Raw genomic sequence first — 21481 nt, 5'->3', positions numbered from 1 at the left:
GCTCCTCTTCGGCGGATCAGGTCTTCGGCGGTTCGGATCTTCGGCGGATCAGGTCTTCGCGGTTCGGGTCTTCGGCGGGTCAGGTAAGCGTCGTTCAGAGGGATTCCAGGCGGGCCACCAGCGCTTCGAGCACCGCCTGTGGCACCGGCCGGGAGATCGGCAGGTCCTGCGTCCCGGCGGCGCGGGCGACGCGCAGCGCCCTGGGCGTACGGGGCAGGCGCGGGTCGAGCCACGGCCACAGCTCGCGGCCGATCACGGCGGCGGCGCGCTCCGGCTGCGCCCGCAGTGAGATGCCGTGCTGCTCGGCGAGCCGCACCTCGTAGAGGCGCAGCAGCAGCGGGTAGAGGTGCAGGCCGTAGCCCTCGGGAGTGTTGGCCGCATCGGAGAGCGCCAGGCCCCAGTAGCGCAGGGTGGGTTCGCGACCGACGGCCAGCCGGGTACGACGGCGGTAGCCGCTATCCATGCCGGAGGCGCCGAGCGCCCAGCGCGTCCCCCAGAACAGGGCGCCGACCAGCACCGCGCCGCCCACCGACGCGCCGGCGACCCCGCCGACCAGCCCGAGCGCGGCGACGCAGACGGCCCCGAAGCCCAGCAGGATCAGCAGCGGCACCCCGTCCGCGCCGAGCAGACGTGAGCGCGCGGACGCGTCCCGGCCCCAGTCCCCGTCCGTGTCCCCGTCTGCAGGTGCCTGCGTGTGTGCCTGCGTCTGTGCGTGCGTGTCCGCGTCCGGAGCGGCGGTTGCCCGGGCGGGCGGGTGATCGGCCATCAGAGCTCGGCCTCCTCGGGCACGCGGATCCCGCCCTCGGCGGCGGCCCGGGCCAGCGCGGCGGCGATGGCGTCCAGCGCGGCGCCGGCCTGGTCGCGCTGGTGCTCGGCCATGGGGTGGGTGGAGTAGCGGGCCTCGCGGAACAGGTCGGTGAGCGTCCGCACCGACACCTCGTCGACCGCGCCGGAGAGCACCACCCGTTCGAGCAGCTCAGCCGGGGTGTCTGCGGTACGGCGGCCGAGGCCGCCCTCGGCCAGCGAGTCCTCCATGGCGGCGTAGCAGGCGATGATCGCGGCGCGCGCATCCGATCCGGCGAGGGCCTGCTGACCGGCCGTCACCGCCTCGGCCAGCGCCTCCTCGGGCTCCCCCACGACCGGCTCGGCGCCCAGCGCCTGCCCGGTGCGGGAGCCGACGGAGACCCACCGGCTCAGCATCACGGCGAGCGCCACCACCAGCGCGATCCCGGCCAGGGCCAGCACCACGAGCAGCAGGGTGGAGAGCGAGAACGGCAGGTGCGCTCCCCCGCCCGACCGGCCCGGCTGGGTCACCGGCTCCTGTGCCTGTGACGGCCCGGGGTGCGGGGTGAGGCTGGGCATCACGCCGGGCTGCTCCGGGAACTCGTCGGCCCCCGGGGTGTGCGTGCCGAGCAGCGTGAGCCCGACGGTGGTCACCACGGCGGCCAGTACCACCCCGGGCACGACCAGGGAATCGATTCTGTCGCGGACCGGCCCGGCCTCCGTCGCCCGGTCCTGCCAGGCGCGGAACCGTCCCACCAGCACGAAGGCGAGCACCACCACGGCCAGGATCGCCAGCGGCCAGTCCGACTTGACCGGGCCCATGCCGTAGGACGAGGCGCCCTGCGCGGCGTTGAGCGAGAGCGCGGCGAGGGCGAGCGCCACCGCCGCCGTCAACACCGCACCCAGGCGCGCGCCCTTCCGCCGCTGCTGACTGCGCTGTGCCACGTACGTTCCCCCGGCTCGCCCCTGTTGTGGGGACACCCTGCCACAGCTGCGCCACCCCCGTCAGGGGGGCATCAGGGATTCGCCCGGGAAGGGGCGTATACGTCCCGTCTCGGGCGGATCACTGCTCGCGCGGGCTACTTCCAGCGCGGGTCGTTGTCCCACTCCTCGTTGCGCTCGGCAGCGCGCTCCAGCGCGTGCGAGGCGGCCTCCGCCGTCGGGTAGGGGCCGAGCCGGTTGCGCGCCGGGCACTCCGGGCCCTCCTCGACCGCGGCGTGCTTGAGACACCAGAACCACTCGCCGGGTTTGCCGGTCGGCTGCTTCGCCATCGCGTCCTCCTGCTGCTCGTGCTGTATCGCTGTCGCTGTCGCTGTCGTCCAGGGTGATGCTTCCCGCCTGACTAGGATGACCACCATGGCGCATCTCGTCCCCGGAACCCTTTCGCCCACCCGTACCGTCCCGGCCCACATCCCGCGGCCCGAGTACGTCGGCAAGAAGGCACCCACGCCCTACACCGGTCCCGAGGTGCAGACCGCCGAGACCGTCGAGAAGATGCGGATCGCCTCGCGCATCGCCGCCCGGGCGATGGACGCCGCAGCCGCCGTGATCGCACCGGGCGTGACCACGGACGAGCTGGACCGGATCGCGCACGCGTACATGTGCGACCACGGCGCCTACCCGTCCGACCTCGGCTACCGGGGCTTCCCCAAGTCGATCTGCACCTCCGTCAACGAGGTGATCTGCCACGGCATCCCGGACTCGACCGTGCTGCAGGACGGCGACATCGTCAACCTGGACGTGACCGCGTTCATCCACGGCGTCCACGGCGACCTCAACGCCACCTTCCTGGTCGGCGACGTGGACGAGGAGTCCAAGCTACTGGTCGAACGGACCCGCGAGGCAACGCGGCGCGGCATCGCCGCGGTCAAGCCGGGACGGCAGGTCAACGTGATCGGCCGGGTGATCGAGTCCTACGCCAAGCGCTTCGGCTACGGCGTGGTCCGGGACTTCACCGGGCACGGCATCAACACGTCGTTCCACTCCGGGCTGATCATCCCGCACTACGACAGCCCCTACGCGACCACGGTGATGCGTCCGGGCATGACGTTCACCATCGAGCCGATGCTGACGCTGGGCGACCACCGCCACGACGTCTGGGACGACGGCTGGACCGTGGTCACCAAGGACCGCAAGCGCACCGCCCAGTTCGAGCACACGCTGGTCGTCACCGAGACCGGCTCGGAGATCCTGACGCTGCCGTAACGGCTGGGCGGACGGGGCTCAGCGGATCATCCACTGCTCGCCGAGCGCCGGGGCGCCAACCGCGGAGCAGGCGTCGGTGAGCACGTCGAGCAGGCGGACCGGGTCCGGCAGCGGCTCCTCGGGGCCGCGGATCCACCCGGCCTCGGTGCCGTCGACCAGGCGGGACGGCGGCAGCAGCACGTAGCTGCCGCGGGTGTGCCAGCGCAGTCCGGGGTGGTCGATCTGGTCGTCCTCGGGGAGGGTGTCGAGCTCGGAGGTCCACCACTCGTCCTCGTCCAGCGGGGAACGGGTCGTGGTGAAGAAGAGCCAGCGGTCCTGGCCGACCGAGGCGACCGGTCCGGCGGCGACACCGGCCTCGGCGAGCCGGTCGAGGGCGAGGCGGCCGGCCTCGGCGGGGACGTCCAGGACATCGTGGACCCGGCCGGTCGGGGTGATCGCGTTGGCGTCGGGGTCCCGGCTGAGCCAGTGGGCGATCTGGTCCGGGTCGGTGGTGGCCTGGGTCTTCCAGGCGAAGGAGAGCGGGTGCTGGGCCGGAGCCGGACAGCCGACCCGCTCACAGGAACATCGGAAGTCGACCGCGTGCGCGGCCGGGGCGACCGGGAAACCGGCCCGTGCGGCGTCGAGCAACGCGCACAGCCGTCTGGCGCGTTCCGCAGCGGCATCCGCCTCGGCCGGGCGACCGCCCGGACGGACCCACCTGCGCCAGAAGGCGCCGATCCTGCCCGCCGAATCCACTCGAGCCCCTTTCGCGCCCGCGCCCGGGATCACCGGGGCACGTACAGAGCAGGATACGGCTGCGCGGCACCCGACATGTGCCAACGGTGCCCGTCCGGGACGAGAGATGGGTCTCACCCACCGTTCCCATCACGCGCACGGGCACCTGGAGTTGGGCACGAACACCCCGACTGCGGGGCCGGACGGCTCAGCTGTTGACCATCTGGGTCAGCTGGCTCGCGGCCGGGACCTGGTTGGTCACGTTCAGACCGTTGGCCGCGCCGGTCTTCTTCACGCTGTCGACCACGTTGTTGACCTGGTTGAAGTCGGCGTCGGTGGCGTTGCCGCCCTTGATCTTCTGCGGCAGGTTCTTCAGGCTGTCCACCGCGCCCGAGAGCGCGTCCGTCGCCTTGGAGAGCGTCGGGTCGCCCTTGGCGTCGTTGAGCGCGGCCTTCAGCCGGTTGTACGTGAAACCACCGGCCAGCGCGCCCTTGACCAGGGCGAGGGTCCGGCCCTTGGCGCCCTTCTTGAACGTGCCCGCCTTGAAGGGCTTGTAGAGCCACTGGTAGGCCGCACCCGCCGCCAGCGAGGCGTTCAGCACGAACTTGGTCTTGGCCAGCTTGACCCGGTCCGCGCTGCTGGTCGGCGAGGCGGTCGCGGCGACCTGACCGGCGTTGATGCTGCCACTGGCCGACTTGCTGCCGGACGAGCAGGCGGGCAGCACCAGCAGCGCGCCTGCCGTGGTCAGGGCGACGAGGGACGTACGGACGCGAGCGGTTTGCAGCGACACAGTGAGGCCTCCGTTGGTTCGGGCACGTCTTGGGCAACGCTCACATGTCCCCGGCGCTCCGGCGCGCTACTGTCGCCCGAACGAGTGATCCCGACGCGAGCTGCGCTTGCGCGCCCCGCAGCCTCGCACTCACGCCCCCAAATAGCGCAGTACGGCCAGCACCCGCCGGTGGTCCGCCCCCGACACCGGCAGGTCCAGCTTGAGGAAGATGTTGGCGACGTGCTTCTCCACCGCGCGCTCGGTCACCACCAGCTGCGCGGCGATCGCCGCGTTGGAGCGTCCCTCGGCCATCAGCCCCAGCACCTCCTGCTCGCGCGGGCTGAGCCGGTCCAGCGAACCCCGGGCCGGGCTGGCGCCGACCAGCTGGGTGACCACCTCCGGGTCCAGTGCGGTGCCGCCCGTGGCGACGCGCTCCAACGCGTCGACGAAGTCGGCGGTGTCCAGCACCCGCTCCTTCAGCAGATAGCCGACGCCCGCCGAGCCACTGGCCAGCAGCCGCGCGGCGTACTGCGTCTCCACGTACTGGGAGAAGATCAGCACCGGCAGGCCAGGACGCTGCCGCCGCAGCTCGATCGCGGCGCGCAGGCCCTCGTCGGTGTGGGTGGGCGGCATCCGGACGTCGCTGATGACGGCGTCGGGCGCGTGCTCGGCAGCGGCCGCGAGGAGCCCGGACGCGTCGGGCACGGCGGCGACCACCTCGTGGCCCTCGTCCTCCAGCAGCTGCACCAGGCCCACCCGCAGGATCGCGGTGTCCTCGGCGACGACGATGCGCATCCGGTCCCTCTCCTCTGTCATCTGTCATCCATGCTCGTCAGCAGCTCGTCGGCGACCCGTCAGCACCCGTCGAGCTCGACCGTGACCGTGGTCGGGCCGCCCGGCGGGCTGTCGACGACGAGGGAGCCGTCGGCGACCCGGACCCGCTCCGCCAGGCCGCGCAGGCCGGAGCCCGCGCCCGCGAGCGTCGCGCCGCCTTGGCCGTCGTCGGTCACCAGCAGCCGGAGCCGTCCGTCGCCCTCCAGCACCGCGATCGACGCCGAGCGCGCCGCACCGTGCTTGGCCGCGTTGGCGAGCAGCTCGGCGGCGGCGAAGTAGAGCATCGTCTCGACCGCCGCCTGCGGTCGCCCGGCGACCGCGACCCGCACCGTGGTGGGCAGCGGCGCGCGTGCGGCGAGCGTGGTGAGCGCGGCCTCAAGACCGGAGTCGAGCGCCGGCGGGTGGATGCCACGGACGAGTTCGCGCAGCTCCTGGACGATCTCCCGGGTCTCGGCGCGGGCCTCGGCGATCAGTTCGGCGGCCCGTTCCGGCTCGCCCCTGGTCAGCCGGGACTCGGCCCGGCCCAACCGCATGCCCAGCGCGACGATGCGGGCCTGCGCGCCGTCGTGGAGGTCGCGCTCGATCCGGCGCAGCGTCGCGGCGGCCTCGTGGATGACCAGTTCCCTGGTCTCCTCCAGCTGGGCGACCCGCTGCTGCGCCCGGGAGGGGCCGAGCAGCCGGAGCATCAGCGCCTTGTCCAGCGCCAGTGGCGCCCGCGCCACCCACGGCCAGGCCAGCAGCACCAGGGCGCCGAAGAGGACCACCAACAGCGCGCGCGGCCAGGTGTCGAAGGCGAAGCCGGCGATCGCCAGGCCCGCGTCGCCCGGGTGGGCGGCCGTCTGCGCCTGGAGCTGCCAGATCAGCGGGTAGAGCAGGAAGACCGTGCCGTAGACCCACCAGACGAAGCCCAGCACGAACTGGACCAGCCCGAGCGGGAAGCGGATCGCCAGATAGCCGACGGCCCGCCAGGACGCCACATCGGCCAGGTTGCGGACCAGATAGCCGGGAAATCCGTGGCCGCTCGGCGGCCTCGGCGGCGCCGGGATCTCGATACCCAGCAGCACCCGCGCCGTCCCCCGGTACGCACCGGCCAAGGACCGGTCCAGCGCCAGGAAGAGCGGGAGCAGCGGCAGCAGCAGCACCCCGGCCGAGAGCAGCCCCAGCACGCAGGTCACCAGCACGGCGGCCAGGCCGACCAGGGCGAAGGGCGCGCTCAGCAGCGAGTAGAGCAGCTCCCGCCAGGTGCGCGCGGAGAAGGGTTCCCGCAGCGCCCGGAGGGTGACGCTCCCGGCGTTCACGGACTCGGACGGCTGCGCGGACATGGGCACAGTCTCGCTCATTCCTTGATCGCACGAGCTGTGCGACGACGGCTCTGCAGCGTTCAGACGTTGCGTCGACGGAGCGTCAGATGCGCGGCGGCGTAGAGGACGGCCGTCCAGCCGAGCAGGATCAGCGCGCCCTGCCACGGCGAGTAGACGTCCGAGGCGTTGTGCCCGCTGCCGAGCATCACGTTGGCCGCGGCCGGCAGCGCCTGCGCGATGTGGGCGCCGACGTTCCCGGGCACAGCCTGGAACGCGGCCGGGAGGACGAACTGCAGCGCCAGGACGGTCGTCACCGCTCCGGCGGTGTGCCGGATCAGCGCGCCGATGCTCAGCGCCAGCACCCCGGTCAGCGCCAGGTACACGCCGAAGCCGAGCACACCGCGCACGGTGGTCGGGTCCGCCAGCGGGAGCGAGGCGTGGGCGGCGGTGATCGAGGAGCCGATCAGCAGCGACGGCAGTGCGATCAGCACGCCGAGCACGAAGAGCACGGCCGCGAAGACGGCGGCCTTGGCGGCGAGCACGGGCGTCCGGCGCGGCGTGGCCAGCATGGTGGAGCGGATCATCCCGGTGGAGAACTCCGAGGCGACGAAGAGCACGCCGAGCACGCAGGCGGCGATCTGCGCCCACTGCGCGCCGGGTTGGAGCACCAGCCCGAGGGTGTCGCGGACGAAGTCCTGCCGGGTGCCGGGGCCCATCGTGTTCCAACTGCTCGTGATCAGCGCGGGCACCAGGATGTTGAAGCCGATGCCCAGCACGGTCAGCACGCCCAGGCACCACCAGGTGGAGCGCAGGCTGGTGAACTTGGTCCGCTCGCTGCGCAGCAGGTCGCGGAAGTCCGGTGTGTGCCGAGTGGTGGCCGGTCCGGTCGGAACGGCAGCAACGGTGGTCATGTCGACGGATCCTCTCTGGCTCAGGCCGGGTCAGGCGGCGGCGTACTGGACGCTGTCGGCGGTCAGGCGCATGAACGCCTCCTCCAGCAGTGCCGGGCGGGCGACTTCCGGCGTCGCGGCGTAGACGTCCGGGTCGGTGTGGCGCTCGATGAACTCGGCGGTGCTGCAGTCGGCCAGGAGTCGGCCGCGGCCGATGACGAGCAGGTGGTCGGCGGTGACGGCCATCTCGTTCATCAGGTGCGAGGAGACCAGCACGGTGCGGCCCTCGGCGGCGAGGCGCTTGATCAGGGTGCGGATCCAGAGGATGCCCTCGGGGTCGAGGCCGTTGACGGGCTCGTCGAGGATCACGATGCGCGGGTCGCCGAGCAGCGCGGCGGCGATGCCGAGGCGCTGGGCCATGCCGAGCGAGAAGCCGCCCGCCCGCCGGTCGGCGGCCTCGGCCAGGCCGACCAGGGCCAGCACCTCGTCGACGCGGTCGGCCGGCAGGCCCTGGGACTGAGTCAGGCAGAGCAGGTGCTTGCGGGCGGTGCGGCCCTTGTGGAAGGCCTTGGCCTCCAGCATCGCGCCGACCTCGGTGAGCGGGCGGGACAGCTCCGCGTAGCGGCGGCCGTTGATCAACGCCTGGCCCGCGTCCGGGCGTTCGAGCCCGAGCAGCAGCCGCATGGTGGTGGACTTGCCCGCGCCGTTGGGGCCGAGGAAGCCGGTGACCTGGCCCGGTCGGACCTGGAAGGTGAGGGAGTCGACGACGGCCCGGCCGCCGTAACGACGGGTCAGGTTGCGCGCCTCGACGGCGGGTGGGGCGGACCGGGTGGATCGGGAGGAGGTCATGCCTCCACCCTGCCGAGCACGGGCAGGGCCGGACGAGGGCGCAGCCACCCGTTCCGGGAGGTGGGGCTACCACGAACCCGGGACGGGTGACTGCACGTCGTGACTCTCGAAAGGGCAGGTCAGCGCGGTGCTGCGGAAATCAGTCGGCCATGACCGGCCCGGTGGCGAGCGCCTGCTCGTCGTCCTTCTCGCGGCCGAGCCGCGAGTGCTTGCGGCTGTAACCGAAGTAGACGACCAGGGCCAGCACCAGCCAGCCCGCGAAGAGCAGGAAGGTGTTGGCGGGCAGGTTCCAGATCAGGTAGAGGCAGAAGACCACGGACAGCGCCGGGACCACCGGGTAGCCGGGGACCTTGAAGCCGCGCTTGAGCAGGGGCTCGCGCACCCGCAGCACGATCACGCCGACGGAGACCACGGCGAAGGCCACCAGGGTGCCCATGCTGGTCAGGTTGGCCAGCCAGTCCAGCGGCACGAAGGCGGCCAGCACGGCGATGAACGCGCCGACGATCAGGGTGTTGCCGACGGGGGTGCCGGTGCGCGGGTTCACCTTGCGGAAGACCGGCGGCAGCATGCCGTCGCGGCCCATCGAGTAGAGGATGCGGGTCTGGCCGTAGATGACGACCAGGGTGACCGAGACGATGGAGATGACCGCACCGGCGGAGAGGAGCGCGCCGGGCCAGTTCTGGCCGGTGACCCGCTGCAGGATCGCGGAGAGGCCCGCGTCCTGGCCGTTGAACAAGGTCCACTTCTGCGCGCCGACGCCGACCAGGGCGACCACGCAGTAGAAGGCGGTGACCACGACCAGCGCGCCGATCAGCGCGCGCGGCAGGGTCTTCTGCGGGTTCTTGACCTCTTCGCCGGCCGTGGAGACGGCGTCCAGTCCGATGAAGGAGAAGAAGACCGAGGAGGCGGCGGCGCTGATGCCGGCGAAACCCATCGGGGCGAAGGGGTGCAGGTTGGCCGAGTGGAAGCCGGTGATGCCGATGATCACGAACAGGACCAGCACGGCGAGCTTGATCAGCACCATGATCGTGTTGATCAGCGTCGACTCCTTGGAGCCGCGCATCAGCAGCAGGCAGCAGAGCACCACCAGGACCACGCCGGGCAGGTTGACGTAACCGCCGTCGCCGGGCGGCGCGGAGATCGCCGCGGGCATGGTGACGCCGAAGAGCCGGTTGGTCAGGTCGTTGAGGTACTGGCCCCAACTCACCGCGATCGCCGAGCCGGAGACGGCGTACTCCAGCAGCAGACAGGAGCCGACCACCCAGGCCGCCAACTCGCCGAGGGTGGCGTAGGCGTAGGAGTAGGACGAGCCGGAGACCGGCACCGCCGAGGTGAGCTCCGCGTAGCAGAGGGCGGTCAGCGCGGCCGTGATCGCACCGATCACGAAGGAGAGGATGACGGCCGGGCCCGCCTCGGGAACGGCCGTGCTCAGGGTGAAGAAGATGCCCGTACCGATGGTCGCCCCGACGCCGATCATCGTGAGCTGGAAGGTGCCCACGGTCCGGCGCAGCCCGCCGCCCTGCTGGCTTTCCGCCGCCTCGGAGTCGGCCAGGAAGGCCGCTACCGGCTTGCGCCGCAGCATCTGCTGGCGGAGCCTCACATCGTTCGGGGGCATTGGCACATGGCCTTTCACTGGGCAGGGCGGGTGGTTCGCCGTTCCCGGACGTGAGGTACGGGACGGGGAAGTGCGTGGGGGTGAGCCCTCAGCTCGGGTGGGGGTTACGGCAGGTCGCGGCGCATCAGGTCGGCGTAGGTCTCGCGACGGACGACGGCGCGGTGCGCCCCGTCCTTGACGAAGACCACCGGGGGCCTGCGGGCGCCGTTGTAGTTGTTGCTGAGCGCGTACGTGTACGCGCCGGTGACCGGGACCGCGATCAGGTCGCCGACCTGCGGGTCCTGGAGCGGAACGCCGGCGCTGAGGGTGTCGCCGGACTCGCAGTGGCGGCCGACCAGGCGGCACTGCTCGCCCTCGCCAGTCGGACGGGCGGCGACGGCGGCCTCGAAGCGCTCCTGGTAGAGGGAGACCTCCAGGTTGTCGCCCATGCCGCCGTCGACGGCGACGAAGGTGTGGCCGCCGCCGCGCTTGACCGAGACGACCCGGTAGAGCGAGACCCCGGCCTCGGCGACCATCGAGCGGCCCGGCTCGATCAGGATCCGCGCGTCGGCGGGCAGCAGCCGCTTGGCCACGTCGATCATCGCGTCCAGGTACTCCTCCACCGTCGGCGGCCGGTCCGCGTAGGTGTAGCGGGAGCCGAGCCCGCCGCCCAGGTCGTAGACGGCGAACTCACCCAGCTCGGCGACGGCCTCGACGGCCTGCGCGAACGGCGCGGTGTCCAGGATCTGCGAGCCGACGTGGACGTGGACGCCGTCCAGCCGGAGCCGGTCGCTGGCGCGCAGCCGGGCGATGGCCGCACGGGCCTGGGGCAGCAGCAGGCCGAACTTGGAGCCGTTCTGGCCGGTGGAGATCGCCTCGTGGGTGTCGGGGCGGATGTCCGGGGTCACCCGGACCAGCACGCCCTGCTCGCCGCCGGTGGTGGCGTTCGGGGTGTCGCGGAGGATCGACTCCAGCTTGTCGATGTCGTCGAAGTTGTCGACGACGATCGTGCCCGCGCCCGCCTCGACGGCGAGGCGCAGCTCCTCCTCGGTCTTGGCGTTGCCGTGGACGACCAGTCCCGCCGGGTCCGCCCCGGCGGCGACGGCGAGCGTCAGCTCGCCGCCGCCCGCGACGTCGATGCCCAGGCCCTCCTCGGCCAGCAGCCGGTAGACGGCGGTGCAGGGGAAGGCCTTGGACGCGAAGGTCGCGCGGGAGTTCGGCCAGCGCGCGGCCAGACCGTCGGCATAGCGGCGGGCACGGGCGCGGATCGCGGCCTCGTCGACGACCAGCGCGGGGGTGCCGTAGGTCGCGGCGAGCTCCGAGGCCGGGACGCCGCCGAGGACCAGGGCACCCGATCCGTCGAGAGTCGTGCCGGGCGGAAAGAGGCCCACCAGATCAGCCGCTGGATCCCGCTGCGCCGCCATGGGCATCTCCTCGCGTCTGTCCCGTGTCATGCGGGTTCTTCCGCATTTTTGGCTTCTGTTGTCACTCCCCCGAAAAGTGCTCGCCTTATGTTCAGGCCCACGTCATGTCCAGTCATTGGCGATTTCGCCTAAGATCGCTGCATGAAGATGGCGAATCTGCCGACCCATAGTGGGACAAGCGAGGAGTTGTACGCCCTGGCCGACGCCATCGGGGCGGTCACCGGCGGGGCCGTGGCCATCGAGGACCTGGACCACCGGATCCTCGCCTACTCGACCCTGCCCGACCAGCGGATCGACGAGCACCGCCGCCGGGGCATCCTGGAGCGCCGGGTCCCGAACCACCAGCCCGAGCAGCTGTCCCAGTACCGCGCGGTCATGGCCGCGCCGGGCGTGGTCCGGCTGCCGGTCCTGGCCGAGACGGAGCTGCCGCGCGCCGCCGTCGCGATCCGCGCCGGGCACCGGCCGCTCGGCACCATCTGGGCCATCGAGGGCGAGAACCCGATCGACGCCGACGGCGAGCGCGCCATGGTCGACGGCGCCCGGCTGGCCGCGCTGCACATGCTGCGCCGCCGCAGCGCCGCGGAGCTCGACGTCCAGGCGCGCGAGGACGCACTGCGCGCCGCGCTCCGGGGCAGGCGCACCGCGCGCGAGGTCCGCTTCGAGCTGGGACTGCCCGGCCAGCGCCCGCTCGCGCTGCTCGGCTTCGCGCCGGTGCTCGACGCGGGCGACGCGGCCGGGGACGACCTGCTGGTCCGGCTCGCCGCGTCGTCCACCCGGCACTGGCCGGCCGTCCACGCGGAGGCCTCGGTGGCCACCGTCGGCCGCACCGTCTACGTGCTGCTGCCGCTCGACGACGCGGTCTCCGCGTTCGCCACCGCGCGCCGCCTGGGCGAGCAGGCCGCCGCCGTGCTGGACCTCAGCATGGAGACACCGCTGCGCGCCGCCGCCTCCCGGATCGCCTACGGGCCCGAGGAGCTGCCCGACCTGCGGGCCGAGGTCGACGACGTGCTCCGGGTCACCACCGCCGACCCGAAGGCGCCCGGCTTCGCCACACTGCAGGACACCCACGCGCGGGTGCTGCTCGCGCACGTCGCCGACGAGCTGGCCCGCCGTCCCCGGCTGCGCCACCCCGGCATCGACGCGATGCTGGAGCACGACCGGGCCAAGGGCACGTCCTTCGCCGCCTCGGTCACCGCCTGGCTCGACGCGGTCGGCAACATCGGCGAGGCGGCGGCCAAACTGACCATCCATCCGAACACGCTCAAGTACCGGCTGCGGCGCGCGGGCGAGCTCTTCGACATCGACCTGGACCACCCCGACGACCGGCTCTCCTGCTGGCTCCAGCTGCGGATGCCGCGGTAGGTCCCGTCGGCCGGGCCGACCGGGAGCCGCCGACGTCCAGGCGAAATCCGGCTGATCCAGCCGGCATTGATGACCGGCACGAACCTGGTGGCACGCCGGAAAGCACTGGTAGGACCGTCCCCATGAACCCGAACGCCGCATCCGCGCCCGCCCGTTCCCTCGCGAGTTCCCGCTACGACGTCGTCGTGATCGGCGGAGGCCACAACGGTCTCGTCGCCGCCGCCTACCTCGCCCGTGCCGGGCGACGGGTCGCCGTCCTGGAGCGCCAGGACCACGCGGGTGGCGCGGCCGTCTCCGCCCAGGTCTTCGCGGGCGTCGACGCCCGGCTGTCGCGCTACTCGTACCTGGTCAGCCTGCTGCCTCGGAAGATCGTCAGCGACCTCGGCCTGCGACTGGACCTCAAGCGCCGCCGCTACTCCTCCTACACCCCCTACGGCGCGGGCGACGGCCTGCTGGTCGACAACGGCGACGACGCGGCCACGGCGGCCGGCTTCCGCTCGCTGACCGGCGGGGACCGGGAGTTCGCCGCCTGGCAGGAGTTCTACGGCCGCACCCGCAAGGTCGCCGACGCCGTCTTCCCGACGCTCACCGAGCCGCTGCCCGACCGCGACCAGCTGCACAAGCTGGTCGCCGACGCCGCCGGCGAGGAGACCTGGCAGGCCCTCTTCGAGCGGCCGATCGGCGAGGCCGTCGAGGCCGTCTTCACCGACGACGTCGTCCGCGGCATCGTCCTGACGGACGCGCTGATCGGCACCTTCGCCTCCGCACACGACGCGTCGCTGCGTCAGAACGCCTGCTTCCTCTACCACGTGATCGGCAACGGCACCGGCGACTGGGACGTCCCGGTCGGCGGGATGGGCTCGGTCACCGGCGCGCTCACCGCCACCGCGCGAGCCGCCGGAGCCGAGCTGCTGACGGACTGTGAGGTGACCTCCGTCCAGGCCGACGGCCACAGCGCCGAAGTGCGCTTCGTCGACGCGCGCGGGGCGGAGCGGACCGTCGGCGCGGACCACGTGCTGTGCAACGCCGCTCCGCGCGAACTGGCCCGACTGGTCGGCGACACCGCGCCGCAGGAGTCGGTCGAGGGCGCGCAGCTCAAGGTCAACATGCTGCTGACCCGACTGCCCCGGCTCCGCGACAGGTCCGTCGACCCGCACGCGGCCTTCGCGGGAACCTTCCACATCGCGGAGTCCTACCGGCAGTTGGAGACCGCCTACCGGCAGGCGGCCGACGGCTCGCTGCCGAGCCCGGCGCCGTCGGAGGTCTACTGCCACTCGCTGACCGACCCGAGCATCCTCGGCCCCGAGCTCCGCTCCCGCGGCTACCAGACGCTCACCCTCTTCGCGCTGCACCAGCCCGCGCGCCTCTTCGCCGAGTCGACCCGCGACGCCCAGCACGAGTCAGCACTGCGGGAGGCCGCCCTGCGGGCGGTGCTGGCCCCGCTGGACGCGGTGCTGGACGAGCCGATCGCCGACTGCCTGGCCGTCGACGCCGACGGCCGCCCCTGCGTCGAGGCCCGCACCCCGCTCGACCTCGACGCCGACCTGGGCCTCCCGGGCGGCAACATCTTCCACCGCCCCCTCGTCCTGCCCTTCGCCGAGGCCGCCGAGGCGGCGTCACCGAGGGCCGGCCGCTGGGGCGTCGGCACCCCGTACGCCGCCAACCTGCTCCTCTGCGGCGCGGGCGCCCCGCGCGGCGGCGGCGTCAGCGGCATCCCCGGCCACAACGCGGCCATGGCGGTGCTGGGACGGTGATCCGCGGGTGATCCGCAGGTGATCCGCGGGTGACCGACCCCAGGGCCTGGGCTCAGCCCTCGTAGCGGGCGCCGCGGAGGCGGGGTTCGAGGCCGATCCAGATGACCGACATCAAGCGCCGGGCCGTCTCCTCGGGCGGCTCGGGGCCGGTGTCCAGGACCCAGCCCGCCAGCGCGTCCGCAGCGCCGACGATCACCTGCGCTATCGCCGCCGCCTCGCCCCGGTCCGGGCCGACGTCCTCACCGTCGGTGCGGTGGGTGTGCTCGCCCGCCGCCTCCCGGACCGCGCGGCGCAGCAGGGCGGTGACGGCGGAGGCGACCTCGCGGCGCGCGGCCGTGACGTCCTCGACGACCGGCTCGCCCTGGGCGCGGGCCTGCTGGTAGAGGACGATCCAGCTCTCCCGGTGCTCGGCCACGAAGCCGAAGAACGCGGTGAGCCCGCGGAACAGCTGCTCCCCCGGATCCAGCGACGGGTCGGCGGCGCTGGCGAAGGCGCTGATGATCCGGTCCGCCTCGCGCCGGATGCAGGCGGCGAAGAGCTCCTCCTTGGACCCCAAGTAGAGGTAGAGCATCGGCTTGGAGACGTCACAGGCCTCCGCGATCTCGTCCATCGACGCCGCGTGGTACCCGGAGCGCGAGAAGATCCGCACGGCCGCGTCGAGCATCTGCTGCTCGCGCTGGGCCCGCGGTACGCGCTTGGCCTTCACAGGGGCCCCTTCCCGGGCATCCGATCGCATTCTGCGAGTCTATGGGGTCAGCCTGGGAACTCTTGGCCAAAGCCGGGTACGCAACCGCATGCGCGGAAGTTGCAACGTGACCCGCTGCACCCACGTGGGACCTTGCATCCCGGCCCACGAGAGATTTAACTAGCATCGCTAATTAACTTCACGACCCGGCCCGGAGGGACTCGCGGTGGAGACCTACAGCGACCAGTACATCAACGGCGGCTGGACCCCCTCCCGCGGCGGGGGCGCGATCACCGTGCTGAACCCCGCCACCGAGGAGCCGCTGGCCACCGTCCCCGCGGGGACCGCCGAGGACGTGGACGCGGCCGTCGCCGCCGCACGAGCGGCTGCGCGGACGTGGGGGGCGACGGACAAGGAGACCCGGCTCGGCCACCTGACCGCGATCAGGGACGGGCTCGCCGCCCGTCAGGGCGAGATCGCCGCGACCGTGACCGCCGAGCTCGGCTCACCCATCGGGTTCGCGACCGCCGTGCAGGCCGGGCTGCCGCTCGGCGTCGCCGGCAGCTACCTGTCGACCCTCGCCGACTTCGAGTTCAGCGAGCGCGTCGGCAACTCCACCGTCTACGCCGAGCCCGCGGGCGTCGTCGCGGCGATCACGCCGTGGAACTACCCGCTGCACCAGATCGTCGCCAAGGTCGTCCCCGCGCTCGCCGCCGGCTGCACCGTGGTGCTCAAGCCCGCCGAGGACACCCCGCTCGTGGCACGGCTCTTCGCGCAGATCGTGCACGAGGCCGGGCTGCCCGCCGGGGTCTTCAACCTGGTGACCGGCGTCGGCACCGTCGCGGGCGCCGCGCTCGCCGCGCACCCGGACGTGGACCTGGTCTCCTTCACCGGGTCGACCGCCGTCGGGCGGTCCATCGCCGAGCAGGCCGGGCGCGGCATCAAGCGCGTCGCGCTGGAGCTCGGCGGCAAGTCCGCCAACGTCGTGCTGCCGGGCGCGGACCTGGTCCGCGCAGTCAACGTCAACGTCGGCAACGTCTTCGCCAACTCCGGCCAGACGTGCAGCGCGTGGACCCGGCTGCTGGTCCACCAGGACCAGTACGAGGAGGCCGTGGCCGTCGCCGCCAAGGCCGCCGCCAAGTACGTGCCGGGCGACCCGACCGACGAGGCGACCCGGCTCGGGCCGGTCGTCAACGCCAAGCAGCGCGAGCGGGTGCGCGGCTACATCCAGGCCGGCCTGGACGCCGGTGCGCGGCTGGTCGCGGGCGGCACCGACGCGCCGGAGGTCTGCGACCGCGGCTTCTACGTGCGGCCGACCGTACTCGCGGACGTCACCCCGGAGATGACGGTGGCTCAGGAGGAGATCTTCGGCCCGGTGCTGTGCATCCTCCCCTACCGCGACGAGGAGCACGCGCTGGAGCTGGCCAACGGCACCCAGTACGGCCTGGCCGGCGGCGTCTGGGCGGCCGACGAGGAGACGGCGGTCGCCTTCGCCCGCCGGATGGACACCGGGCAGATCGACATCAACGGGGGCCGGTTCAACCCGCTTGCCCCCTTCGGTGGTTACAAGGGCTCCGGCGTCGGCCGCGAGCTCGGCAGGCACGGTCTGACGGAGTTCCTGCAGACCAAGTCCCTGCAGTTCTGAGCGTCCCTGCAGTTCTGAGCGTCCCTGCAGTTCTGAGCGTCCCTGCAGTTCTGAGCCACCGCACTCCCAGGCCCACCCCTTACACACGAGAGGCTGTTCCCGTGACGACGACCGTCCGCGCCGCCCTGCTCCCCGCCGTGGGCGCCCCGCTGGAGCTGACCGAGATCGAGCTGCCCGAGCCCGGTCCGGGCCAGGTCCGGGTCCGCCTCGCGGCGGCGGGCGTGTGCCACTCCGACCTGTCCCTCTCCAACGGGACGCTGCGCGCGGCGACGCCGGTCGTGCTCGGGCACGAGGGCGCGGGGACGGTCGTCGCCGTCGGCGAGGGCGTGACCAAGGCCCGCGCCGGCGACTCCGTGGTGCTCAACTGGGCCCCGGCATGCGGACACTGCCACCTGTGCGAGATCGGCGAGCCGTGGCTCTGCGAGAACTCGTACGCCGCCTCGGTGGAGACCTACGCCGCCCTGAAGGACGGCACCGGCGTCTTCCCGGGGCTCGGCGTCGCCGCCTTCGCCGAGGAGACGCTGGTCGGTGAGAACGCGATCATCCCGCTGCCGGAGGGCGTGCCGCTGACCTCGGCCGCGCTGCTGGGCTGCGCGGTGCTGACCGGGTACGGCGCGGTCCACAACGCCGCGCGGGTGCGGCAGGGCGAGTCCGCGGTGGTGTTCGGGCTCGGCGGCGTCGGCCTGGCCGTACTGCAGGCGCTGCGGATCGCGGGGGCCGGACCGATCGTGGCCGTGGACGTGACGCCGGAGAAGGAGGAGCTGGCGCGCCGTCACGGCGCGACCGAGTTCCTGCTCGCCGACGAGCAGACCGCCAAGGCGGTCCGCAAGCTCACCGGCGGGCACGGAGCGGACCACGCCTTCGAGTGCGTCGGGCGCGGAGCGACGATCCGCACGGCCTGGAACTCGACGCGTCGGGGCGGGCGGACGACGGTGGTGGGCATCGGCGGCAAGGACGACCAGGTCTCCTTCTCGGCGCTGGAGGTCTTCCACTTCGCCCGGACGCTGACCGCCTGCGTCTACGGCAACGGCGTGCCCGAGCGCGACGTGCCGGTGCTCGCCGAGCACGTCCGCGCCGGCCGGCTGGACCTGGAGGCGCTGATCACCGACCGGATCACGCTGGACGAGATCCCGGCCGCCTTCGACCGGATGCGCGAGGGCAAGGGCGGACGGTCCCTGGTCGTGTTCTGAGCGCGGGGCCCGGACGTTGATCATCTTCTCGGTCGGGCCGCTCGGCCCGGTAGAGTGGTGCGGTTGCCTGACCGCCGATGGACCTGAGGAACGACGTGAGCACCGACTCCCCCGCCACCGCTGCCCACGTCCTCACGGAGGCCTCGCGTCGCCGCACCTTCGCGGTGATCTCGCACCCTGACGCCGGTAAGTCCACGCTGACCGAGGCGCTCGCGCTGCACGCGCAGGCGATCACCTCGGCCGGCGCGGTGCACGGCAAGGGCGGGCGACGCGGCGTCACCTCCGACTGGATGGAGCTGGAGCGCGACCGCGGCATCTCGGTCACCTCCGCCGCCCTGCAGTTCGGCCACCGCGACCACGTGATGAACCTGGTCGACACCCCCGGTCACGCCGACTTCTCCGAGGACACCTACCGCGTCCTCTCGGCCGTCGACTGCGCGATCATGCTGGTCGACGCGGCCAAGGGTCTGGAGGAGCAGACGCGCAAGCTCTTCTCCGTCTGCCGCCACCGCGGCGTCCCGGTGATCACCTTCATCAACAAGTGGGACCGCCGCGGTCGCGAGGCGCTGGAGCTGCTGGACGACATCCAGAACATCCTGGAGATCACCCCCGTCCCGCAGGTCTGGCCGGTGGGCAACGCGGGCAACTTCCGCGGCCTGGTCGAGGCGGGCGACACCGAGCAGTTCCTGAAGTACACCCGCGTCCCCGGCGGCACCCACGAGGCCGCGGAGGAGCGGATGGACGCCGCCGCGGCCGAGGCCGTCGAGGGCGACCTGTGGCCGACCGCGCTGGAGGAGCTGGAGCTCGCGCTCGACTCCGGCCCGGGCTGGGACCCGCAGGCCTTCCGCGAGGGCAAGATCACCCCGGTCTTCTTCGGCTCCGCGCTCACCAACATCGGTGTCCGGCTGCTGCTCGACGCCGTCGTGGACCTGGCCCCCTCCCCCGACGCGCGGGAGATGGCCAACGGCGACCACCGCGCGGTCGAGGACGCGTTCTCCGGCGTGGTCTTCAAGATCCAAGCCAACATGGACCCGGCGCACCGCGACCGGATCGCCTTCGTGCGCGTCTGCTCCGGTGTCTTCGAGCGCGGCATGAACGTCACCCGCGCCGCCAGCGGCCGTTCGCTGGCCACCAAGTACGCGCACACCGTCTTCGGCGCGGAGCGCACCGTCGCCGACACCTGCTACCCGGGCGACGTGGTCGGCCTGATCAACGCGACCGCGCTGCGCGTCGGCGACACCCTCTTCGTCGGCAAGAAGGCCGAGTTCCCGCCGCTGCCCGCGTTCGCGCCGGAGCACTTCGCGGTGGCGCGGCCGAAGGACATCAGCCGGTCCAAGCAGTTCCGCAAGGGCATCTCGCAGCTGGACGAGGAGGGCGTGGTCCAGGTGCTGGTCTCGGACCGACGCGGCGACCAGGCACCCGTCCTGGCCGCCGTCGGTCCGATGCAGTTCGACGTCGTCGTGCACCGGATGGAGCACGAGTTCTCGTCGCCGATCTCGCTGGACCGGTTGCCCTACTCCGTCGCCCGCGTCACCGACGCCGAGGGCGCGGCGGTGCTGGACCGCTCCCGTCTGGTCACCGGCGAGCCGCTGACCCGCCGCAGCGACAACGCGATGCTGGCGCTCTTCGGCGACAAGTGGCAGCTCAACAGCTTCGTCCGGGGCAACCCGGACGTGAAGCTGGAGACGCTGATCGCCACGGCGGACTGAGCAAGGCGCACAGCGGCAGATTCACCGCCGCGCGAGGAACCCCTCGACGGCCTTGACGAACTCCTCCGGGCCATCGATCCACGGGTTGTGGCCGGAGCCCGGCTGCACCACCAGCTCGCCACGCGGGAAGATCTGGGCGACCCGCGCCGCGGCCGACGGGCGCGGGGAGGGGTCGAGTTCGCCCGCCAGCACCAAGACGGGCATGTCCAGCCGGGACAGCGTCGCGCGGACGGCCTCGGCGTCGTCGAAGGCGCCGGGGCTGAGGTAGCCGTCGGCCGCCTCTTCCTCGAACAGCTCCGCCACCAGGGCGGCGTGGGCCTGGGCGGCGGCGTCCCAACGGCCGTAGACGAGACGGTCGAGCAGCGACCAGTCGGCGTCGGACGCCGCGCCGGTCATGGCCCGCTCGAAGGCGGCGAGCACCTCGGGGTACCAGGGCTCGCCGCTGCGCAGCGGCAGTGCCTCGCGGCGCTGTTCGACCGGGAAGTCGATCCCCGCCGCCCGTGCCCGGGCGGTCACCAGCACCAGCGACCGCACCCGCTGCGGGTGGCGGGCGGCGTAGTGGAGCGCGAGGTCGCCCGCGGCCGAGTGGGCGAGCAGGTCGACGCGCTCCTCGGCCAGCCGCTCGCGCAACGCCTCGATGTCGGCGACCTGCCGGTCGACGCGGTAGCTCGCCTTGTCGGCGGGCTTCGCGGAGGCGCCCGTCCCGCGCAGGTCCAGCCGCACCAGCGTGCGGTGGGCGGCGAGGCCACCGAGATCGCCGAGGTAGCCGGAGGCGGTCATCGGGCCGCCCGGGAGGCAGACCAGCGGTTCGCCGCTGCCCTCCCGATGAAAGACGAGGCGGGTTCCGTCCGGGGCCAGGAAGCTGTCCGAGGGCACGCTATCCGAGGGCAAGAAGGCGGTCATCTGGCGATGATGCCCTGCGCCTGCGGCGGACGCCACGGATTACTTCCCCGGCACGGATTACTCCCCGGCACGACTTACTTCCCCGGCACGACCTTGGCCAGGGCCTCCTCGGTGCGGCCGACGACCGTGGTGCCGTCGTCGGCGGTGATGATCGGACGCTGGATCAGCACCGGGTGCTCCGCCAGGGCGGCGATCCACCTGCCGCGCGACTCCGCGTCCCGGGGCCAGGCCTGACGGTCCTTCATACCCAGCTGCTTGGCCACCGCCTCGTCGGTGCGGGTGATGTCCCACGGCTCCAGCGCCAGCCGCCCCAGCACCACCTCCAGCTCGGCCGCGGTCGGCGGCTCCTCCAGGTAGCGGCGCACGGTGTACTCCGCCCCGGCCTCGTCGAGCAGGTCGACGGCGACGCGGCACTTGCTGCAGCGGGGGTTGATCCAGATCTCCATACGGCCAGCGTAGGCCGTGCCCTGGGCCGTGCTCCGGGCCGTGCGGGAACACGTCCCGGGCCGGGAGGGTTGGCCTGGGAAAGAGCGTCGCGCAACGAAGGAGCCGCAGATGTCCGTGGTCGTCACCGCCGTGGTCCACCCGAAGCCGGGCAAGCTGGAGGAGGCGCTCGCCGCGTACGCGCGCCATGTCGACTCCGTGCACGCCGAGCCCGGCTGCGAGCTCTACGCCCTGCACACCGACGGCACCTCGATCGTGGTGGTGGAGAAGTGGGCCACCCGCGCCCACCTCGACGCACACGCCGCCGGCGCGGTCCTCGCCGAGCTGGGCCCGGAGCTCGACGCGCTGCGCGAGCGACCCGCCGACGTGACCGTGCTGGAACCGCGTCCGGCCGGGACCGACGCCACCGGCAAGGGCGCGCTGTAG

Annotated in this window: 21 protein-coding genes; 7 read left to right on the top strand and 14 right to left on the bottom strand. The window is 72.7% G+C overall.

The genetic code is table 11. From position 1 onward, the window contains the following. Positions 1-94: 94 nt before the first annotated feature. The 3 genes from ABH940_RS25860 to ABH940_RS25850 form a co-directional block, all read right to left on the bottom strand. Positions 95-766 (bottom strand): hypothetical protein, encoded by a 672-nt coding sequence (locus ABH940_RS25860; RefSeq protein WP_370106281.1) that lies wholly within the window; start codon positions 764-766, stop codon positions 95-97. Continuing rightward, on the bottom strand, positions 766-1728 hold the full coding sequence (locus ABH940_RS25855; RefSeq protein WP_370106280.1) for a DUF4129 domain-containing protein: 963 nt from the start codon (positions 1726-1728) through the stop codon (positions 766-768). The genes ABH940_RS25860 and ABH940_RS25855 overlap by 1 nt, the downstream gene beginning before the upstream one ends. Before the next feature lie 134 nt (positions 1729-1862). Then, positions 1863-2054, bottom strand: a complete 192-nt coding sequence (locus ABH940_RS25850; RefSeq protein ID WP_370072398.1) for a hypothetical protein — start codon at positions 2052-2054, stop codon at positions 1863-1865. Positions 2055-2130: 76 nt separating this feature from the next. Between ABH940_RS25850 and map the strand changes: the two genes are divergently transcribed. Next, complete coding sequence (map, locus tag ABH940_RS25845) at positions 2131-2988, top strand: type I methionyl aminopeptidase (RefSeq protein WP_370106279.1); 858 nt, start codon at positions 2131-2133, stop codon at positions 2986-2988. A gap of 18 nt (positions 2989-3006) precedes the next feature. Here the strand turns inward: map and ABH940_RS25840 are convergent, their stop codons facing one another. From ABH940_RS25840 to lysA, 8 genes are all read right to left on the bottom strand, one after another. Beyond that, on the bottom strand, positions 3007-3723 hold the full coding sequence (locus ABH940_RS25840) for a bifunctional DNA primase/polymerase (RefSeq protein WP_370106278.1): 717 nt from the start codon (positions 3721-3723) through the stop codon (positions 3007-3009). A 187-nt stretch (positions 3724-3910) separates the two neighbouring features. Continuing rightward, positions 3911-4492: a hypothetical protein gene (locus ABH940_RS25835; RefSeq protein ID WP_370072401.1), complete on the bottom strand. Its 582-nt coding sequence runs from the start codon at positions 4490-4492 to the stop codon at positions 3911-3913. Between the two features lie 129 nt (positions 4493-4621). Beyond that, positions 4622-5266: a response regulator gene (locus tag ABH940_RS25830; protein WP_370072422.1), complete on the bottom strand. Its 645-nt coding sequence runs from the start codon at positions 5264-5266 to the stop codon at positions 4622-4624. 59 nt (positions 5267-5325) lie between these two features. Then, entirely contained in the window at positions 5326-6645 is a 1320-nt protein-coding gene (locus ABH940_RS25825; RefSeq protein ID WP_370106277.1) for a sensor histidine kinase, read from the bottom strand. Positions 6646-6686: 41 nt separating this feature from the next. Further along, the gene (locus tag ABH940_RS25820; RefSeq protein WP_370072403.1) at positions 6687-7517 is read right to left on the bottom strand and encodes an ABC transporter permease; all 831 of its coding nucleotides are present in this window, start codon (positions 7515-7517) and stop codon (positions 6687-6689) included. A gap of 30 nt (positions 7518-7547) precedes the next feature. Next, complete coding sequence (locus ABH940_RS25815; protein ID WP_370072404.1) at positions 7548-8345, bottom strand: ABC transporter ATP-binding protein; 798 nt, start codon at positions 8343-8345, stop codon at positions 7548-7550. Positions 8346-8484: 139 nt separating this feature from the next. After that, positions 8485-9960, bottom strand: coding sequence for an amino acid permease (locus ABH940_RS25810; protein ID WP_370072405.1), 1476 nt, complete (start codon positions 9958-9960; stop codon positions 8485-8487). A gap of 104 nt (positions 9961-10064) precedes the next feature. Continuing rightward, a complete protein-coding gene (gene lysA / locus ABH940_RS25805) occupies positions 10065-11363 on the bottom strand; it encodes a diaminopimelate decarboxylase (RefSeq protein WP_370106276.1) in 1299 nt (432 codons plus the stop codon). A gap of 141 nt (positions 11364-11504) precedes the next feature. On the opposite strand from lysA, the gene ABH940_RS25800 reads away from it, so the two are divergent. Together ABH940_RS25800 and ABH940_RS25795 are read left to right on the top strand one after the other, a co-directional pair. Further along, positions 11505-12725 (top strand): PucR family transcriptional regulator, encoded by a 1221-nt coding sequence (locus ABH940_RS25800; protein ID WP_370072407.1) that lies wholly within the window; start codon positions 11505-11507, stop codon positions 12723-12725. A gap of 122 nt (positions 12726-12847) precedes the next feature. Next, the gene (locus ABH940_RS25795; RefSeq protein ID WP_370072408.1) at positions 12848-14479 is read left to right on the top strand and encodes a phytoene desaturase family protein; all 1632 of its coding nucleotides are present in this window, start codon (positions 12848-12850) and stop codon (positions 14477-14479) included. 52 nt (positions 14480-14531) lie between these two features. On the opposite strand, the gene ABH940_RS25790 is transcribed toward ABH940_RS25795, so the two are convergent. Further along, on the bottom strand, positions 14532-15185 hold the full coding sequence (locus tag ABH940_RS25790) for a TetR/AcrR family transcriptional regulator (protein ID WP_370072409.1): 654 nt from the start codon (positions 15183-15185) through the stop codon (positions 14532-14534). A 205-nt stretch (positions 15186-15390) separates the two neighbouring features. Here ABH940_RS25790 and ABH940_RS25785 point away from each other — a divergent pair, with 205 nt between their 5' ends. From ABH940_RS25785 to ABH940_RS25775, 3 genes are all read left to right on the top strand, one after another. After that, on the top strand, positions 15391-16809 hold the full coding sequence (locus ABH940_RS25785) for an aldehyde dehydrogenase family protein (RefSeq protein WP_370106275.1): 1419 nt from the start codon (positions 15391-15393) through the stop codon (positions 16807-16809). Between the two features lie 101 nt (positions 16810-16910). Further along, entirely contained in the window at positions 16911-17999 is a 1089-nt protein-coding gene (locus ABH940_RS25780; RefSeq protein WP_370072411.1) for a Zn-dependent alcohol dehydrogenase, read from the top strand. Positions 18000-18094: 95 nt separating this feature from the next. Then, complete coding sequence (locus ABH940_RS25775; RefSeq protein WP_370072412.1) at positions 18095-19708, top strand: peptide chain release factor 3; 1614 nt, start codon at positions 18095-18097, stop codon at positions 19706-19708. A gap of 21 nt (positions 19709-19729) precedes the next feature. Here ABH940_RS25775 and ABH940_RS25770 read toward each other — a convergent pair whose 3' ends face one another. Both ABH940_RS25770 and ABH940_RS25765 read right to left on the bottom strand, forming a co-directional pair. Continuing rightward, entirely contained in the window at positions 19730-20611 is an 882-nt protein-coding gene (locus ABH940_RS25770; protein ID WP_370106274.1) for an alpha/beta fold hydrolase, read from the bottom strand. 74 nt (positions 20612-20685) lie between these two features. Continuing rightward, entirely contained in the window at positions 20686-21057 is a 372-nt protein-coding gene (locus tag ABH940_RS25765; RefSeq protein WP_370072414.1) for an arsenate reductase family protein, read from the bottom strand. Between the two features lie 109 nt (positions 21058-21166). On the opposite strand from ABH940_RS25765, the gene ABH940_RS25760 reads away from it, so the two are divergent. Next, on the top strand, positions 21167-21481 hold the full coding sequence (locus ABH940_RS25760) for a putative quinol monooxygenase (protein WP_370072415.1): 315 nt from the start codon (positions 21167-21169) through the stop codon (positions 21479-21481).

Origin of the sequence: Streptacidiphilus sp. BW17, assembly GCF_041262485.1 — a bacterium.
In the GTDB taxonomy this organism is placed as follows: domain Bacteria; phylum Actinomycetota; class Actinomycetes; order Streptomycetales; family Streptomycetaceae; genus Streptacidiphilus.
Note: the sequence above shows the minus strand (reverse complement) of the source record. Positions and strands in the feature narration are given on the sequence as shown.